Genomic DNA, 16,549 nt, shown 5'->3' on the forward strand with positions numbered 1-16,549 from the left:
AGACCCATGCCCGCGCCCACGACGCCCACCCGCGAGTTCGTCACCGGCCTGCCGAAGGCCGAGCTGCACCTGCACCTGGAGGGCACGCTCGAGCCCGACCTCAAGCTGCGCCTCGCGCAGCGCAACGGCATCGACATCGGCCAGTCGACGGTCGAGGAGGTGCGCGCGACGTACGCGTTCGACTCCCTGACGAGCTTCCTCGCCGTGTACTACCCGGCGATGGAGGTGCTGCAGACCGCGGACGACTTCTACGAGCTCGCCGACGCCTACCTCGCGCGCGCGGCGGCGGACGGCGTGAAGCACGCCGAGATGTTCTTCGACCCGCAGGCGCACACGTCGCGCGGCGTGCCGTTCGAGGCGGTCGTGACCGGGTACCACCGCGCGGCGGCCGAGGCGCCGAGCAAGCACGGCATCGACGCGCACCTCATCCTGTGCTTCCTGCGCGACCACTCCGCGCAGAGCGCGGCCGAGACGCTCGAGGCGTCGGTGCCGTTCCGCGACAAGATCCTGGGCGTCGGGCTCGACTCCGACGAGCGCGACAACCCGCCGCAGAAGTTCGCCGACGTGTTCGCGCGCGCCCGCGAGCTCGGGTACCGGCTGACGATGCACTGCGACATCGACCAGGTCGGCAGCATCGACAACATCCGGACCGTGCTCGACGAGATCGGCGTCGACCGCGTGGACCACGGCACGAACGTCGTGGAGGACCCGGCGCTCGTCGACGTCGTGCGCGAGCGCGGGCTGGGCCTCACCACCTGCCCGATCTCGAACTCGTTCGTGACCGACGACATGAAGGCGACCGAGATCGCGGGTCTGCTGCGCTCGGGCGTGCGCGTCACCGTGAACTCCGACGACCCGGCGTACTTCGGCGGTTACGTCGCGGAGAACTACGTGGCGCTCGCGGAGGCCGCGGGCCTCACGACGGAGGAGGTCGTGCAGCTCGCGAGGAACTCGTTCGAGGCGTCGTGGCTCGGCGACTCGCAGCGCGCGGCCTACCTCGCCGAGATCGACCGGTACGTCGCGGCGTTCGACGCGACCGCCGTCTGACCCGGCCACCCACCCTGCCGAGGTAGAGCCCCGGTCCCCCGAGGTAGAGGCGTGGTCACGACCACGCCTCTACCTCGCGGGACCACGCCTCTACCTCGCGGGACCCGGGGTCTGACCCCGCGAGACCACGCCCTCACCTCGCGGTTCTGGGCAGCAGTCCCGCGCGGACGTACCGGGGAGTAACGTGTCGGGGACGGCCGCCGCCGTCGGCTCGGCGGCGAGCACCCCCGCAGGGGGTGAATAATCTCCGGGTGCCGCACGTTGGCACGCACGGGACCCGCGCGCGCGGAACGGCCGTCCGCGGCCCCGCACGCGGGCCCCTGCCCGCAGGGGCACCACCACCACCGGCTTGGCGAGAGGGCGACCAGAGCTCATGAAGGATGTGCTGTACGTCGACGGCGGGACCCCGCTGGACGGGACGATCACCGTGCGCGGCGCGAAGAACTTCGTGTCGAAGGCGATGGTGGCGTCGTTGCTGGGGGAGTCGCCGAGCGTGCTGCGCAACGTGCCGCAGATCCGCGACGTCGGCGTCGTGACGGGGCTGCTGGAGCTGCACGGCGTGACCGTGAAGTCCGACCCGGACGCGGGGATCCTCGACCTGGACCCGTCGAACGTCGAGTCGGCGCACGTCGCGGACATCGACGCGCACGCGGGCTCGAGCCGCATCCCCATCCTGTTCTGCGGCCCGCTGCTGCACCGTCTCGGTGAGGCGTTCATCCCCGACCTGGGTGGCTGCCGGATCGGCGACCGGCCGATCAACTACCACCTGGACATCCTGCGCCAGTTCGGTGCCGTGGTGGACAAGCGGGAGAACGGTATCCACATCCGCGCCCCGCGCCGCCTCCAGGGCACGAAGATCGCGCTGCCGTACCCGTCGGTGGGCGCGACCGAGCAGCTCCTGCTGACGGCCGTGCGCGCCGAGGGCATCACGGAGCTCGCGAACGCCGCGATCGAGCCCGAGATCATGGACCTCATCGCGGTGCTCCAGAAGATGGGCGCGATCATCTCGGTCGACACCGACCGCGTGATCCGCATCGAGGGCGTCGACCGCCTCGACGGCTACACGCACACCGCGCTCGGCGACCGCATCGAGGCGGCCTCGTGGGCGTCGGCCGCGCTGGCGACGGGCGGCGACATCACGGTGAAGGGCGCGACGCAGCCCGAGATGATGATGTTCCTCAACACGTTCCGGAAGGTCGGCGGCCGCTTCGACGTCCAGGACGACGGCATCCGGTTCTGGCACCCGGGCGGCGACCTGACGCCGATCGTGCTGGAGACCGACGTGCACCCGGGCTTCATGACGGACTGGCAGCAGCCGCTCGTCGTGGCGCTCACGCAGGCGAAGGGCCTGTCGATCGTGCACGAGACGGTCTACGAGAACCGCTTCGGCTTCACGGACGCGCTGCGCGGCATGGGCGCGACCATCCAGGTCTACAAGGAGTGCCTGGGCGGGCGCGACTGCCGGTTCGGGCAGCGCAACTTCCACCACTCCGCGGTCATCTCCGGCCCGACGCCCCTCACCGCGGCCGACATCGAGGTGCCCGACCTGCGCGGCGGGTTCTCCCACCTCATCGCCGCGCTCGCCGCGAAGGGCACGTCGACCGTGCGCGGCATCAGCCTCATCGATCGCGGCTACGAGAACTTCCAGGACAAGCTGGTCGCGCTCGGCGCGGACGTCCGCCGGGACTGACGCCGCCACGGGTGCCCTGGGGACCCACGTCATGACGACTGTCACGGCCTCGCACGCGGTCCGCGTGCGAGGCTGGACGTCGTGATCACCCGACCGCGCACGTTCCTCGACGTGTGGAGCCGTCGGACCGGCCCCGAGCGGTTCGACTCCTACACCCGATGGTCGCTCTACTTCCTCTCGGGCACCGAGCCCTTCATCGCGCTCGCCCTCATCGGGAGCGACCGGACGTTCGAGCCGTCGGCGGCGCGGTTCTGGCTGGCGCTCGTCCTCGTGCACACGGTCGTCTGCATCCTCGCACTGCGCGCCGGGATCGGGCACTTCCTCGGCGGACGCCGCGTCCACCCGGTGCTGCTCGCGTCCCTCGGGGTCCTCTCGCTCGCGGTCTCCGCGCTCGCCGTCGGCACCTTCCCCGTGGACGGTGCCGACGACGTCGCCGCGAGCGGTCGCTACTACGCGATGCTCCTGGGCCTCGGCTACGGGGTGCTGGCGCTCGTCCCCTTGCTCACCTTCCGGCGGGTCGCGCTCGTCGCGCTGGTCCTCGCCGTCGTCACCGGGTGCTCCGTGTGGATGGGCACCGGGCCCGTGACCGCGAGGACGGCGGGCATGGCGGTGGGCCTCGGCCTCTCGGTCCTGGTCATGCTGCTCGGCGTCTTCGGCTCGTACCGCGCCTCGGTCTGGATGCTCGGCGTCGTGTGGGAGCAGGAGCGCACGCGCGTGCTCCACGCGCGCCTCGCCGTCGCCGAGGAGCGGCTGCGGTTCTCGCGCGACCTGCACGACGTCTTCGGGCGCACCCTGTCCGTGGTCGCCGTGAAGAGCGAGCTCGCCGCGGAGCTCGCGGCCCGCGGCCGTCCCGGCGCGGAGGAGCAGATGCTCGAGGTCCGCCGCATCGCGCAGGACGCGCTGCGCGAGGTGCGCGCCGTCGTCGCGGGCTACCGCACGGCCGACCTCGGCGCCGAGCTGGGCGGCGCGCGCTCCGTCCTGCGGTCCGCCGGGATCGAGACGACCGTGCACGGTGACGAGACCCCCGTCGGCGAGGACGCGCAGGAGGCCCTCGCGTGGGCGGTCCGGGAGGCCGTGACGAACGTCGTGCGGCACTCGACCGCGCGCACGTGCGTCATCACCGTCCACCGCGACGGCGCGTGGAGCGTCGTGGAGGTCGTCAACGACGGCGTCCCCACGACGCCGCGCACCGGCGGCGGCTCGGGCCTCGTCGGGCTCCGCGAACGGCTGGAGGGCGCCGGCGGTCGCCTCGAGACGTGGGTCGACGACGGCCGCTTCGGGCTCGTGGCCCGCGTGCCCGACGCCACCCGGCCCCACCGCTCGTCCCCGTCCCCGCTCCCCGAGAGGACCACCCCCGCGTGATCCGCATCCTCCTCGCCGACGACGAGAACCTCATCCGCGACGCCGTCGCGTCGCTCCTTGCGCTCGAGGACGACCTCGAGATCGTGGCGCAGGCGGCGTCCGGCCCCGAGGCCGTCGCCGCCGCGCTCAAGCTCCGGCCCGACGTCGCCGTGCTCGACCTCCAGATGCCGGGGCTCGACGGCGTCGAGGTCGCGCAGCGGCTCGCCGGCGAGCTGCCGTCGTGCGGCGTCGTCATCGTCACGAGCCACGGCCGCCCGGGCTACCTCAAGCGCGCGCTCGAGGCGGGGGCGCGGGGGTTCCTGCCGAAGACCGTCTCGGCGCGCGTCCTCGCGGACGTCGTGCGCCAGGTGCGCGACGGCGGCCGGTACGTGGACCCGGAGCTCGCCGCGGAGGCGATCGCCGCGGGCGCGAGCCCGCTCACGCCGCGCGAGGCCGACGTGCTCGAGCTCGCCGCCGACGGCGCCCCCGTCGAGGAGATCGCGACGCGCGCCCACCTCGCGCCCGGCACGGTGCGCAACTACCTCTCGTCCGCGGCGGCCAAGCTGGGTGCCGCGAACCGGCACGAGGCCGCGCACGCGGCGCGGCGGCACGGCTGGATCTGAGGCCGGGCTCCGCCCGGTAGGCTCGGTGACCGTGCCGAGCCAGCCCCAGACCCCGCGCGCGTACAAGACCCTGGCGTTCCTGCTGCGCCCGATCCTGTTCGCGATCACCCGACGCGACTGGCGGGGTGCCGAGAACCTGCCCGACGGCGGGTTCATCGCCGCGGCGAACCACGTCACCGAGGTCGACCCGGTGACGCTCGCCCACTTCCTCTACGACCAGGGCCGCGCCCCCAAGATCACGGCGAAGGCCTCGCTCTGGAAGGTGCCCGTGCTCGGCGGCCTCCTCACCCGCACCGGGATGATCCCCGTGCACCGCGGGACCGCGGGCGCCGCGCAGTCGCTCGTGGACTCCACCGCGCGGCTCGACGAGGGCGAGTGCGTCGTGTTCTTCCCCGAGGGCACGCTCACGCGCGACCCGGACGGCTGGCCCATGGTCGGCAAGACGGGCGTCGCGCGCCTCGCGCTCGCGAGCCGGGCGCCCGTCGTCCCCATCGCCCAGTGGGGCGCGCACCGGCTCCTGGCGCCCTACGGCAAGGTGTTCAAGCCGATCCCGCCCAAGCAGGTCGCGGTCCACGCCGGGCCGCCCGTCGACCTCTCCGACCTCTACGACCGCCCGCAGGACACCGCGACGCTGCGCGAGGCGACCGAGCGCATCATGGCCGCGATCACGAGCCAGCTCGAGGAGATCCGCGGGGAGCAGGCGCCCGCCGAGCGGTTCGACCTGCGCCGTCGGCCTGGGACGGAGGACCGCGCGTGAGCGCCGAGCGCATCGTCGCCGCCGTCCTCGGGTCCGGCAGCTGGGGCACCACGTTCGCCGCCGTGCTGGCCGACGCCGGGTGCGAGGTGCGGCTCTGGGGCCGTGACGCCGAGGTCGCCGAGCAGGTGAACTCCTCGCGCCGCAACGAGAAGCGGCTGCCGGGCATCGACCTCCCGGAGGGGATCCGGGCCACGACCGACGCCGCGGAGGCCCTCGCGGGCGCCGGGCTCGTCGTCGTCGCCGTGCCCTCGCAGGTCGCGCGCGAGACGCTCACGGAGCTCCGCCCGCACGTGGCGTCCGACGCCGTCGCGGTCTCGCTCATGAAGGGCGTCGAGCTGAGCACCGACCGGCGCATGAGCGAGGTCGTCGCGGAGTCGCTCGGTCTGCCGCCCGAGCGCGTCGCCGTCGTCTCGGGGCCGAACCTCGCGCGGGAGATCGCGCACCGGCAGCCGACCGCGACCGTCGTGTCGTGCGTCGACGACGACGTGGCCCGCTACGTGGCACGCGCGTGCTCGTCGTCGTACTTCCGCCCGTACACCAACCGGGACGTGGTCGGCGTCGAGCTGTGCGGCGCGGTGAAGAACGTCATCGCGCTCGCCGTCGGCATCGCCCAGGGCCGCGGGTTCGGCTACAACACGACGGCCACCGTCATCACCCGCGGCCTCGTCGAGATCACGCGCCTCGGGCTCGCGCTCGGTGCCGACGCCGAGACGTTCCCCGGTCTCGCCGGCATGGGCGACCTCGTCGCGACGTGCTCGTCGCCGCTCTCGCGCAACCACACGCTCGGCAAGCACATCGGCCAGGGCCTGAGCCTCGACGACTCGATCGCCGCGACCGGCGGCACGGCGGAGGGCGTGAAGTCGTGCCGCTCGGTGCTCGAGCTCGCGCGCAAGGTCGGCGTCGAGATGCCCATCACGGCGGGCGTCGTCGCGGTGCTGCACGAGGGCATGCCCGTCGACGAGATGGCGCGCGGCCTGCTGTCCCGGCCGCAGAAGGCCGAGGGCGTCGCGGCAGAGCGCTGAGGCCCTCGGCCTTCTGCGGCGGGCCGTCAGCCGTCGTCGCGGACGTCGACGACGACGCGGGCCGGGTCCTCGAGCGAGAACACCCGGAACGGGCGCCGCTCGTCGTCGACCCCGACGAAGGCCTGCGTGTACCCCTCGAACACGCCGCGCAGCAGCACCTCCTCGACCTCGCCGTCGTCCCCCGCCCGGACGGGGTTCGGACCGGCGTACTCCTCGACCCCGGTGTCCATGGGGTACCCCGAGCCGGAGATCATGACCTGCAGGTACGCGTCGCCGTCGACGGCGACGACGTCGCCCTTGCCGTCGTCGACCGGCTGGTCGACGTACTCGACCCGCCACCCGGGCGTGCCCGTGCCGCCGAGCTCGAACACCACACGGTCGAACCCGTCGTGGTGGCCGACGCGGACGTCCGTCACCGTGAGCGCCGCGTCCGCGGACGGGTCCTGCGTGTCCGGGTCGGTGTTCGCGGGGAACGGCAGCGGCGCCTCGGTCGCGTCGTCCGACGGCGTCGACGTGCCGTCGGTCGGCTCGGTACCGGGCTCCGGGGTGGTCGGGGAGTCGGTGGGGGTGGGGGACGCGCTCGTCGCGGTGCTCGACGGCGAGGGGGACTCGTCCGTCCCGCCGGGGCTGCACGCGGCGAGGGCGAGGACGAGCAGCCCGGTGGCGATCGCCACCGGGCCTCCGGGCACCGCGCCGCCCGTCGTTCGTACCTGCCGCGTCCGCACCGCTCGTCGTGTCGTCATGCCGTCGATCCTAGAAAGCCCAGGTCACGCGCGCGCGGCGGGTGGGCCACGGTCCGACGACGGTCGTGTCACAGCCCGGTCTCGCACGCCCTGCACCCTGTCCCGGCGACGTCCCCGCCGCTACCCTCGGGGGATGTCGCAGGGGATCGGTGGTGCGTTGTCGCGGTCGCGCTCACGGGACTGGTCGTGGTGGGGATCGAGCGCTTCATGTCCGGGGCAGACTCGCGGGCCCGGCGCTCGGAGCGAACGGGTGAGAGTGCGTCGTCCGGCATGTTCGGCGAGATCGTCCAGCCGAACCGCACGCACCTCACCGAGGAGAAGGAACGTCAGCGGCTCGACGTCGTGCAGGCGTTCGCGGAGTACCTGAGCTCCGGGCCGCCTGCTCCGGGGCCGACGACGATGACGGCCGAGCAGGCCGCGGAGCGGCTGCGTGCCTTCCGGGCGGGCGAGGTCCGTCCTCGGTCCCGCCCGTCCGGGCACGGGGCGCTCTCGCACGGCGCGCGGTTGCGGACGCTCCGCACGAGGCTGCGCGCCGTCGACAGCACCGCGACCGGGCCGGACTCGTGGTGGAGCGGCCCCGTCGAACAGGCGGAGGACGACCTGCTCTGAGGCAGCGTCGGAGCGTGCGGGTGCGAAGCCGGGTGCGCGTGTCCGACTGCTCGCCGATCGAGCGCCGCCGCGCGCGTCGGCGTCAGTCGGCCGCGCCGCGCAGCGCCCGGTCCAGGTCGCGCCAGAGGTCCTCGACGTCCTCGACGCCGACCGAGAGCCGCAGCAGGTCCTCCGGGACCGTGCGCGACTCGGTCGCGAACCGGCGTCGGCGCTCGAGGCTCGACTCGACCCCGCCCAGGCTCGTCGCGGGTACCCACAGCCGGACCGCCGCGACGACGGCGTCCGCGCCCGCCGCACCACCCCGCGGGCGCACGCCGAGGATCGAGCCGTACCCGGTCATGAGGCGCGTCGCGCGCTCATGACCGGGGTCGTCGGGCAGGCTCGGGTGCCGCACCTCGACGACGTCCGGGTGCTCGGCGAGCCGGCGCGCGAGCTCCGCCGCGTTCTGCTGGGAGCGCTCGACGCGCAGGGCGAGCGTGCGCAGGCCGCGCAGCGCGAGCCACACCTCGAACGGCCCGGGGATCGAGCCGTGGAGCGTGCGGTAGGCACGCAGCGTCGCCGTGAGCTCCGGGGTGCGCGCGACGGCCGCCCCGAGCACGACGTCGGAGTGCCCGGCGAGGTACTTCGTCACCGAGTGCACGACGACGTCCGCGCCGTGCGCGAGGGGTTGCTGGCCCAGCGGCGTCGCGAACGTGTTGTCGACGGCGGACAGCACCCCGCGCTCGCGCGCCGCCGCGAGGAGGGCGGGCAGGTCGGCGACCTCGAGCATGGGGTTCGTCGGGGACTCGACGAGGAGGAGCGACGCGCCGTCGAGGGCCGCGACGACCTGGTCGGTGTCGGCGACGTCGACGCGCACGACCTCGACTCCGGCCCGGGCCGCGAGGTCGTCCGCGAAGCCCAGCGACACCTGGTAGGCGTGCCGCGGGAGCACGACCTTCCCGCCCGCAGACACGGACGAGAACACCGCGGCGATCGCCGCCATCCCGGAGCCGAACACCACGCCCGGGTGCTCCGCGCCCTCGAGCGCGGCGAGCGCCTCCTCGAAGGGGTGCCACGTCTCGGTGTCCATGCGGGTGTACAGGAGCTCGCCCGGCTGCTGGAACCCCTGCGACACGTACGTCGAGGACAGCACGATCGGGGGGTTCACGGGCGCGCCCTGCGACCGCTCGGGGCGCCCTGCGGCGACGGCGACGGTCGCGGGGGACAGGGCGTCGGGCACGTGCGGGTCGGTCATGGCGGCAGCGTACGCCCGGCCGTGCGACGAGTGCCCCGGGCGACCGCCACCCGACCGCGCGACCAGGCGATCACGGTCGACCGAGCAGGCCGTCCTGGCTCGTCCTGCGGCCGGGACGAGCCAGGACCACCTGCTCGGCGTCGGGCGGGGTGGTCAGGGGAGGGGGCCGAGGAGCGACTGGGCGACGGTCGAGTGGGCGGACTCGTCGTCGGACGGGTGGAAGATCCCGGCGAGGACGTCGCGGTAGAGGCGGCCGAGCTCGTTGCCGGCGAAGTAGCTGGAGCCGCCCGCGACCCGCACCATCTGGTCGACGACGGTCTTCGCCGTCTCCGTCGCGCGCACCTTGAGCCCCGCGGTCGCGCGGAACCAGCCCGCGCCACGGTCGACGAGGGCGTCGAGCTCGGCCGCGACGGTGTCGATCTGCGGCCAGACGGCGTCGAGCGCGAGCGCGGCGTCCGCGAGGCGCCAGCGGACGTCCGGGTCCTCGGAGAGCGGCGCGCCGTCGTTCTTCATCGACGTCCGACGGCGGGCCGCAGCGACGCCGAGCTCGAGCGCGCGCTCCGCGATGCCCGTGTACACCGACGCGAGCAGCGTCTCGAACGTCGTGAAGATCCCGACGACGAGGGGGTCCAGCGTCGGGCCCGGCGGGAGGCGCCGGACGACCCGCTCGGCGGGGGCGAACGCGCCGTCGAGCACCGTGGAGCGCGACTGCGACGCGCGCATGCCCATCGTGTCCCAGTCGTCGAGCACCTGGACCCCGGCGTCGCGCGGGACGAACGCGTGCACCAGGCGCGGGGCGTCGGCCGACAGGGTGTCGAGACCCAGCACGCCGAGCCGCGTCCACGCGGGCGAGTTCGACGTGAAGATCTTGCGGCCGTGGAACGTGTACCCGCCCCGCTCGTCGGGACGGGCCTCGGTGCGCGAGCCCAGCAGCACGAGGTCGTTGCCGCCCTCGGAGTAGCCGAAGCCGAAGACCTCGCCGCGGCCGGCCTCCTCGAGCAGCCAGTCGAGCGACGCGTCGCCGCGCTCGTGGAGGTAGCGCGCGACGCCCGTCCACACGTGGTGCATGTTCACGGCGAGCGCCGTCGCGGGGGCTGCGCCCGCGAGCCGCGCCTGCTCGTGCGCCACCTCGCGCAGGGTGAGGCCCGCGCCGCCGAACGACTCCGGCACGAGCGCGCGCAGGTACCCGGCCTCGGTGAGCGCGGCGAGGTCCTCGGTGAAGAACGCGTTGTCGCGGTCGTAGCCCGCGGCCCGGCCGCGGATCTGCTCCAGCAGGTCGTCGGAGAGCAGCGTGCGCGGTGCGGGGAACGGGGCGGGGGACGGGACGGGCGTGGGCATGGCCTGCCTTCGGTCTCGGGACGGACGGTGGAGGGTGGACGGCGAGGGGCCCCGGCGACCTGCGTCGCCGGGGCCCCTCCACCGTACGGCGGCCGGTAGCCGGCCGTCAGCCCACGAGGACGGGCACCGGGTCCTCCGGGTGGGGGAGGATGCGGCGCAGGACGTCGGCGAGCGTCACGACGCCGACGAACCGCTCGCCGTCCATGACGACCGCGAGCTGCTCGCTCGACTCGCGCATGCGCGCGAGCGCGGCGTGCACCGTGGTGCCGGACTCCAGGACGAACCCGGGGCGCGCGAGCTCCTTGGCGGGCCGGTCGTCCGGCTCGAGGAGCGTGTCGCGCACGTGCACGACCTTCGGGACCACGCTCCCGTTCTGGACGAGGATGCGCAGGTGGCCCGAGCGGGCCGACGCGCGTCGCACGTCGGCCGCGGTCGCGTCGGCGGGCACCGACGTCGGCCGGCTCCCGGTCGGGACGAGCGCGTCGACCGTGAGGGTCTCGAGCTCGATCACGCCCGAGATCTGCACGCGGTACGACGCCTCGAGCGCACCGACGTTCGCCGAGTGCTCGACGAGGTGCCGCAGGGTCGCGGCGTCCTGCCCGCCCACCTCGACGTTCTCCACCGGCTCGACCCCCACGGCCCGCACGCAGCGGTTCGCGAGCTCGTTGAGCCAGCGCAGCAGCGGGCGGAACGCCCACATGAACCCGCGCATCGGCAGCGCGAGGAGCGTGGCCGACCGCTCGGGGTGGGCGATGGCCCACGACTTCGGGGCCATCTCGCCGATGACGAGGTGCAGGAACGTGACCACGACGAGCGCGAGCACGAAGCCCGCGACGTCGGCGGCCCACAGGGGCGCCCCCCACGTCTCGAAGACGGGTGTGAGCCAGTGGTGGACGGCGGGCTTGGTGATGGCACCGAGCGCGAGCGTGCACGCGGTGATGCCGAGCTGGGCGCCGGCCATGAGGAGCGTGAGCTCGTTCGAGCTGCGCAGCGCGGCGCGCGCGGCGCGGCTCGTGGGCGCGGCGTCCTCGAGGCGGTGCCTCTTGGCGCCGAGGAGCGCGAACTCCACGGCGACGAAGAACGCGCTGAGCGCGATGATCGCGACGGTCGCCGTGACGACGACCCAGGGGTTGCTCATCGGGTCTCCTCCGCTGCGTCCGTCGGGCGGGCAGCCTCGCGTGCGGTCGCGTGCACGACCACGTCGACGGGGACGTCGCCGCGCCGCTCGACGAGCCGCACGCGCACGAGGCGCGGCACGTGCCGCTCGACCGACAGGACGTCGACGAGGAGCGCGCGGTGCACGGGCTCGTCGTGCACGAGGTCGGCCGGGTCGTCGGGGAGCGGCACCTCGATCTGGTCGCCCGCGCGCGGCAGGGCGCCGTGCTGGGCGATGAGGAGGCCGGAGACGGTCTCGTGGTCGCCGCGGGGCAGGTCGTGCCCGAGGGCGCGCTCCGCCTCGTCGACGTGGACGTCGCCGCCCATGACCCACACGCCGTCCTCCTCGGCCGTGACCGTGGCGGGCTGCTCGGGGTCGTGCTCGTCGGTGATCTCCCCGACGAGCTCCTCGGCGAGGTCCTCGACCGTGAGCACGCCGGTGAAGCCGCCGTACTCGTCGATGACGCACGCGAGCTGGTTGCGCGTGGAGTTGAGCTGCGCGAGGGCGTCCGGGAGGGTCATGGCCGTCGGCAGCACCACGGCCTGGCGCATGAGCGCCGTGACGGGTGCGTCCGCGGGCAGGTCGGTCGCGAGGACGTCGGCGAGCTGGACGACGCCGAGCGGCTGGTCCGTGTCGTCGACCACCGGGTACCGCGTGTGGGCCCGGGCCATGAGCTCGCGCACCTCGGCGACGGTCGCCTCGGGCCGGACGGTGCCCACGCGCGAGCGCGGGATCATCGCGTGCTCGACGTCGCGCTGCGGGAAGTCCAGCACGCGGTCGAGGAGCACGGACAGCTCGTCGGGCAGGTCCCCGCTCTCGCGCGAGTCGGCCACGATGTGCTCGAGGTCGCGCGCGGTCGCGGTGTTGTCGACGTCGTGGACGGGCTCGATCTTGAGCATCCGCAGCAGCGCGTTGGACGCCTTGTCGAACACCGCGATGAGCCAGCCGAACACCGTGAGGTACGCCGACGTCGAGCGCGCCAGGCCCTTCGCGAGCGGCTCGGGCCGCGCGATGGCGAGGTTCTTGGGGAACAGCTCGCCGAAGAGCATCTGGATGATCGTCGACAGCACGAGCGCCAGGACGGTGCCCACCGCGACGCCGACACCCGTCGGGACGCCGACGCCACCGAGCATGGTGCCGAGCGACTGCCCGATGAGGGGCTCGGCCACGTAGCCGACGAGCAGGCCCGTCACCGTGATGCCGAGCTGCGCGCCGGACAGGACGAAGGAGGTGCGCCGGGTCACGGCGAGCGCGCGCCGGGCCGACTCGTCGCCGGCCTCCGCCTTGGCCCCCAGCCGGGAGCGGTCGACGGTCATGTAGGCGAACTCCTGCGCGACGAAGTAGGCCGTCGCCGCCGTGATCGCGAGGACCACGAGGAGCCCGAGGAGGAGGGAGAGGAAGGTCGTCATCGTGCCCGCACCGCCCTTCGGTCGTCGGGGACGCGTGGGTGCGTCCGCTCGCTGCCGGGGCCGGTGCGGCCGGGACTATGGTCGGGGTCGTCGGCCGCGGGGGCCTCGAGAGTCGTGTCTTCCACGGCACTCCCAACGCCGGAGCCTCCCGGATCGTTCCCGGGATCTCGCACCGGTGCGCGTCCGCGCGCGAGCAGGCGTCCGGTAGGGTCGTCGGCGATGTCCAGCCAGAGCCCCGACCGGTCCGTGCCGTCCACCGACGAGCACCCCACCGGCGCCCCCCGCAAGCCCCGCGTCCTCGTGCTGTTCGGCGGGCGCTCGGGCGAGCACGCCATCTCCGCCGCGACCGCCGCGGGCGTCCTGCGCGCCATCGACCGGTCGCGCTACGACGTCGTCCCGGTCGGGATCACGCCGTCGGGCGAGTGGGTCCTCGCGGCCGACGAGCCCGCGCGCTGGGAGATCACCGCGGGCCGGCTGCCGCAGGTCGAGCCGACGGGCGAGGAGGTCCTCCTCCCGCTGTCGACCGGTCGTCGGGACCTGCGCGTGCTCGCGCCGGGCGAGGTGCCGCGCGTGCTGGGCGAGGTCGACGTCGTCTTCCCGCTCCTGCACGGGCCCTACGGCGAGGACGGCACCCTCCAGGGCATGCTCGAGCTCGCGGACGTGCGCTACGTGGGCGCCGGCGTGCTCGCGTCGGCGGTCGGCATGGACAAGCACTTCATGAAGCTCGTGCTCGCGGGCGAGGGCCTGCCGATCGCGCCGTACACCGTCGTCAAGCCGGGGGCGTTCGAGCGCGACCCGGAGGCCGTGACGCAGGCCGTGGCCGCGCTCGGCCTGCCCGTCTTCGTCAAGCCCGCGCGCGCCGGGTCGAGCCTCGGCATCTCCAAGGTCGACGACCTCGCCGACCTTCCCGCGGCGATCGCCGCCGCGCAGGAGCACGACCCGAAGGTCGTCGTCGAGGCCGGCGTCGTCGGCCGAGAGATCGAGTGCGCCGTCCTCGGCGGACGCGGGGGCGGGCGGCCCCGGGCGTCCCTGCCGGGGGAGATCGTCGTCACGGGCGAGCAGCACGACTTCTACGACTTCGAGGCCAAGTACCTCGACGAGGCCGGGGTCGAGCTGTCGTGCCCCGCAGACCTGCCGGAGCACCTCGTCGAGCGCGTGCGCGAGATCGCGGTCCGCACGTTCGAGGCGGTCGGCGCGGAGGGCCTCTCGCGCGTCGACGTGTTCGTCACGCCCGACGAGCAGGTCGTCGTCAATGAGATCAACACCATGCCCGGCTTCACGCCGTTCTCGATGTACCCCCGCATGTGGGAGAAGTCGGGGCTCAGCTACCCCGACCTCATCGACGAGCTCGTCGCCCTCGCGCTCGAGCGGCCCACCGGCCTGCGCTGAGCGCACCGGCGACGGGCCGGAGGCCCGCCTCGGGACGGGCTCCGGCTCAGCCGGCGTCGCCCGCCCCGACGCACGCGCGCGTCTGCGGGACCTCCATGACCGCGCGGCCCAGGTCCGCGATGAACGACGTCGAGTGCCCCTCCGTCACGGCGGGCGGGACGACGACCTGCACCGCGGGGTCGCGGCCGTAGGTCGTGAACGACCACGTGCCCTCGTCCTCCACGACGAGCCAGTCGACGCTGCCCCCCTCGGACACGACGCTCTGGCACGTCGTCGTCGTGGGCCCGGGCACCTCGACGCCGCACCGCAGCGTCACCGCGGCACCGGGTTCGCCCCACGCGGCCGTGGCCTGGCTCGTCGTGCCGACCTTCGGCAGGTCCTCGCCCAGCGAGTCGGGCAGCGCGAGCACGACGTCCGCGCACAGCGGGTTCTGGGCGTCGTCCGCCACGGGCACGCCGACGCGCGGCGCGCACGCGGCGGTGGTGGCCACGACGCCGAGCAGCGCGGGCACCGCGAGGGCGCGGACGAGCCGGCGCCCCGACGGCCGGGGGGACCCCGGGAGGGTGGAGGGGGAGCGGGGAGGGACGACGTCGAGCACGCGACCACCGTAGCCGCCCGCGACCGGTGCCCGTGACCGCCCGGGCGGCGACTAGGGTGGCCGCGTGAGCGAGACGCCCCTGCTGGTCCGCGACGTGCCCGAGGAGGCGCTCCTCGCCCGGATCCTCCCCCTGCTGCCCACTTCCCCCTCGACGATCGTCGGGCCCGGGGACGACTGCGCGGTCGTGGCCGCGCCGGACGGCCGCTACGTCGTGTCCACGGACGTCCTCGTCGAGGACCGGCACTTCCGTCGGCGCTGGTCGACGGGGTACGACGTCGGTCGGCGCGCCGCGGTGCAGAACCTCGCCGACGTGGTGTCCATGGGCGCGCGCCCTGCGGCGCTCGTCGTCTCGCTCGTCATGCCGGGCGACCTGCCGGTCGACTGGGTCACGGGGCTCGCGCGCGGGCTGGCCGACGCGTGCACCCCGCTCGGTGCCGCGGTCGTCGGCGGCGACCTGTCCGGAGGGGACCAGGTCGTGGTCGCCGTGACCGTCCACGGGGACCTGGAGGGCCGGGATCCGGTGCTGCGCGGCGGGGCCCGTGCGGGCGACGTCGTCGCGCTCGCCGGGACCCTCGGACGGTCCGCCGCGGGTCTCGCGCTGCTCGACGCCGGTCGCCCGGACGTCGACGACGCGCTCGTCGCCGCCTACCTGCGTCCCGACCCGCCGCTCGCCGCGGGCCCGGTCGCGGCCGTCGCCGGGGCCACGGCGATGATGGACGTCTCGGACGGCCTGCTGCGCGACGCGGGCCGGGTCGCGCGGGCGAGCGGCGTCGTCGTCGACCTCGGCACGGGCGCGCTCGACGCCGACCGTTCCCGGCTGCGTGACGCGGCCGTCGTGCTCGCGGGCGAGGACGACGGGGCTGGACTGGTCGACGAATGGGTCCTGTCCGGGGGAGAGGACCACGGCCTGCTCGCCACGTTCCCCGCGACGACGCCGCTCCCTGCCGGGTTCCGACCGCTCGGCACGGTGCGTCCGGCGGGCGACGACGGCGCGGGCGTGCGCCTGGACGGCACGGTGCCGCGCCGGCCGTCGGGGTGGGACCACTTCCGCGCCTGAGCGCGGGCGTCAGCTCCGGCGGTAGCGCACCGCGGTGAGGTCCTTGCCGCCGATGTCGTCGCGGCGCTCGACCCCGTCCGGGCTGAACCCGTGCCGGCGGTAGAACCGGCGCGCGCGCTCGGCGTCCTCGAGGACCCAGAGCGTCACGGTGGTGCCCGGGCCCACCTCGCCGAGCATGGTGCGCATCAGGTCGCGCGCGACGCCGCGGCCCCAGGACTCGGGGTCGAGGTAGATGGCGTAGATCTCGAGGTCCCCGGGCTCGGCGTCCTCGTCGCGGCCGGGGCCGAGGGTGGCGAAGCCGATGGTGCGGCCGTCGGCGTCGGCGAGCCACGTGCGCGCGCCGGCGGTGCCGAGGCTCTGGACCCAGTGCTTCTCGCGCTGGTCGTGGTCGAGCGAGGCGAGATACTCGTCCGGCACGATGCCGGCATAGGCGCCGCGCCACGACGCGATGTGCACGGCTGCGATGGCGCGCGCGTCCGCGGGGCCGGCCGGGCGGATCGTTACCTCGCTCAGTTCCGTCACCATGTACAAAGACT

At 74.5% G+C, this 16,549-nt stretch carries 16 protein-coding genes; 9 read left to right on the forward strand and 7 right to left on the reverse strand.

Annotation, left to right across the window (positions count from 1 at the left end; all coding sequences use genetic code 11):
* Positions 1–6 precede the first annotated feature (6 nt).
* The 6 genes from ABIE39_RS08465 to ABIE39_RS08490 all read left to right on the forward strand — a co-directional run bounded on the left by ABIE39_RS08465 (position 7) and on the right by ABIE39_RS08490 (position 6,480).
* Entirely contained in the window at positions 7–1,047 is a 1,041-nt protein-coding gene (locus ABIE39_RS08465; RefSeq protein ID WP_074809821.1) for an adenosine deaminase, read from the forward strand.
* Positions 1,048–1,420: 373 nt separating this feature from the next.
* Positions 1,421–2,737 (forward strand): UDP-N-acetylglucosamine 1-carboxyvinyltransferase, encoded by a 1,317-nt coding sequence (murA, locus tag ABIE39_RS08470; protein WP_175008285.1) that lies wholly within the window; start codon positions 1,421–1,423, stop codon positions 2,735–2,737.
* An 81-nt stretch (positions 2,738–2,818) separates the two neighbouring features.
* On the forward strand, positions 2,819–4,099 hold the full coding sequence (locus ABIE39_RS08475) for a sensor histidine kinase (protein WP_354051334.1): 1,281 nt from the start codon (positions 2,819–2,821) through the stop codon (positions 4,097–4,099).
* Positions 4,096–4,701 carry a response regulator transcription factor gene (locus ABIE39_RS08480; RefSeq protein ID WP_043654878.1) on the forward strand — a complete coding sequence of 202 codons (606 nt, stop codon included), beginning with the start codon at positions 4,096–4,098 and terminating at the stop codon, positions 4,699–4,701. The genes ABIE39_RS08475 and ABIE39_RS08480 overlap by 4 nt, the downstream gene beginning before the upstream one ends.
* A gap of 31 nt (positions 4,702–4,732) precedes the next feature.
* On the forward strand, positions 4,733–5,458 hold the full coding sequence (locus tag ABIE39_RS08485; protein ID WP_175008287.1) for a 1-acyl-sn-glycerol-3-phosphate acyltransferase: 726 nt from the start codon (positions 4,733–4,735) through the stop codon (positions 5,456–5,458).
* The gene (locus tag ABIE39_RS08490) at positions 5,455–6,480 is read left to right on the forward strand and encodes an NAD(P)H-dependent glycerol-3-phosphate dehydrogenase (protein WP_354051336.1); all 1,026 of its coding nucleotides are present in this window, start codon (positions 5,455–5,457) and stop codon (positions 6,478–6,480) included. The genes ABIE39_RS08485 and ABIE39_RS08490 overlap by 4 nt, the downstream gene beginning before the upstream one ends.
* 26 nt (positions 6,481–6,506) lie before the next feature.
* On the opposite strand, the gene ABIE39_RS08495 is transcribed toward ABIE39_RS08490, so the two are convergent.
* Positions 6,507–7,223 carry an AMIN-like domain-containing (lipo)protein gene (locus tag ABIE39_RS08495; protein WP_255437069.1) on the reverse strand — a complete coding sequence of 239 codons (717 nt, stop codon included), beginning with the start codon at positions 7,221–7,223 and terminating at the stop codon, positions 6,507–6,509.
* A 270-nt stretch (positions 7,224–7,493) separates the two neighbouring features.
* Between ABIE39_RS08495 and ABIE39_RS08500 the strand changes: the two genes are divergently transcribed.
* On the forward strand, positions 7,494–7,832 hold the full coding sequence (locus ABIE39_RS08500) for a hypothetical protein (protein ID WP_354051338.1): 339 nt from the start codon (positions 7,494–7,496) through the stop codon (positions 7,830–7,832).
* 82 nt (positions 7,833–7,914) lie between these two features.
* Here the strand turns inward: ABIE39_RS08500 and ABIE39_RS08505 are convergent, their stop codons facing one another.
* From ABIE39_RS08505 to ABIE39_RS08520, 4 genes are all read right to left on the reverse strand, one after another.
* Complete coding sequence (locus ABIE39_RS08505; protein WP_175008289.1) at positions 7,915–9,066, reverse strand: aminotransferase class I/II-fold pyridoxal phosphate-dependent enzyme; 1,152 nt, start codon at positions 9,064–9,066, stop codon at positions 7,915–7,917.
* Positions 9,067–9,219: 153 nt separating this feature from the next.
* Positions 9,220–10,404, reverse strand: a complete 1,185-nt coding sequence (locus tag ABIE39_RS08510) for an acyl-CoA dehydrogenase family protein (protein ID WP_175008290.1) — start codon at positions 10,402–10,404, stop codon at positions 9,220–9,222.
* 106 nt (positions 10,405–10,510) lie between these two features.
* Positions 10,511–11,542 (reverse strand): CNNM domain-containing protein, encoded by a 1,032-nt coding sequence (locus tag ABIE39_RS08515; protein ID WP_175008291.1) that lies wholly within the window; start codon positions 11,540–11,542, stop codon positions 10,511–10,513.
* Entirely contained in the window at positions 11,539–12,969 is a 1,431-nt protein-coding gene (locus tag ABIE39_RS08520) for a CNNM domain-containing protein (protein ID WP_175008292.1), read from the reverse strand. The genes ABIE39_RS08515 and ABIE39_RS08520 overlap by 4 nt, the downstream gene beginning before the upstream one ends.
* A 219-nt stretch (positions 12,970–13,188) precedes the next feature.
* Between ABIE39_RS08520 and ABIE39_RS08525 the strand changes: the two genes are divergently transcribed.
* On the forward strand, positions 13,189–14,358 hold the full coding sequence (locus ABIE39_RS08525) for a D-alanine--D-alanine ligase family protein (protein ID WP_074809813.1): 1,170 nt from the start codon (positions 13,189–13,191) through the stop codon (positions 14,356–14,358).
* Between the two features lie 46 nt (positions 14,359–14,404).
* On the opposite strand, the gene ABIE39_RS08530 is transcribed toward ABIE39_RS08525, so the two are convergent.
* Positions 14,405–14,956 carry a DUF3515 family protein gene (locus ABIE39_RS08530; protein ID WP_255437070.1) on the reverse strand — a complete coding sequence of 184 codons (552 nt, stop codon included), beginning with the start codon at positions 14,954–14,956 and terminating at the stop codon, positions 14,405–14,407.
* A 64-nt stretch (positions 14,957–15,020) separates the two neighbouring features.
* Here ABIE39_RS08530 and ABIE39_RS08535 point away from each other — a divergent pair, with 64 nt between their 5' ends.
* The gene (locus tag ABIE39_RS08535) at positions 15,021–16,013 is read left to right on the forward strand and encodes a thiamine-phosphate kinase (RefSeq protein ID WP_175008294.1); all 993 of its coding nucleotides are present in this window, start codon (positions 15,021–15,023) and stop codon (positions 16,011–16,013) included.
* A 9-nt stretch (positions 16,014–16,022) separates the two neighbouring features.
* Here the strand turns inward: ABIE39_RS08535 and ABIE39_RS08540 are convergent, their stop codons facing one another.
* On the reverse strand, positions 16,023–16,538 hold the full coding sequence (locus tag ABIE39_RS08540) for a GNAT family N-acetyltransferase (RefSeq protein ID WP_021483587.1): 516 nt from the start codon (positions 16,536–16,538) through the stop codon (positions 16,023–16,025).
* Positions 16,539–16,549: the final 11 nt, after the last annotated feature.

The sequence above is a fragment of the Cellulosimicrobium sp. 4261 genome (genome assembly GCF_040546915.1).
Classification (GTDB): Bacteria; Actinomycetota; Actinomycetes; order Actinomycetales; family Cellulomonadaceae; genus Cellulosimicrobium; species Cellulosimicrobium cinnabarinum.

What these genes read in the sequence shown, in the direction of transcription:
- ABIE39_RS08495 (WP_255437069.1), bottom strand. Translation starts at nt 7,223, where the DNA reads ATGACGACACGACGAGCGGTGCGGACGCGGCAGGTACGAACGACGGGC.
- ABIE39_RS08500 (WP_354051338.1), top strand. Translation starts at nt 7,494, where the DNA reads ATGTTCGGCGAGATCGTCCAGCCGAACCGCACGCACCTCACCGAGGAG.
- ABIE39_RS08515 (WP_175008291.1), bottom strand. Translation starts at nt 11,542, where the DNA reads ATGAGCAACCCCTGGGTCGTCGTCACGGCGACCGTCGCGATCATCGCG.
- murA (WP_175008285.1), top strand. Translation starts at nt 1,421, where the DNA reads ATGAAGGATGTGCTGTACGTCGACGGCGGGACCCCGCTGGACGGGACG.
- ABIE39_RS08525 (WP_074809813.1), top strand. Translation starts at nt 13,189, where the DNA reads ATGTCCAGCCAGAGCCCCGACCGGTCCGTGCCGTCCACCGACGAGCAC.
- ABIE39_RS08540 (WP_021483587.1), bottom strand. Translation starts at nt 16,538, where the DNA reads ATGGTGACGGAACTGAGCGAGGTAACGATCCGCCCGGCCGGCCCCGCG.
- ABIE39_RS08520 (WP_175008292.1), bottom strand. Translation starts at nt 12,969, where the DNA reads ATGACGACCTTCCTCTCCCTCCTCCTCGGGCTCCTCGTGGTCCTCGCG.
- ABIE39_RS08510 (WP_175008290.1), bottom strand. Translation starts at nt 10,404, where the DNA reads ATGCCCACGCCCGTCCCGTCCCCCGCCCCGTTCCCCGCACCGCGCACG.
- ABIE39_RS08505 (WP_175008289.1), bottom strand. Translation starts at nt 9,066, where the DNA reads ATGACCGACCCGCACGTGCCCGACGCCCTGTCCCCCGCGACCGTCGCC.
- ABIE39_RS08465 (WP_074809821.1), top strand. Translation starts at nt 7, where the DNA reads ATGCCCGCGCCCACGACGCCCACCCGCGAGTTCGTCACCGGCCTGCCG.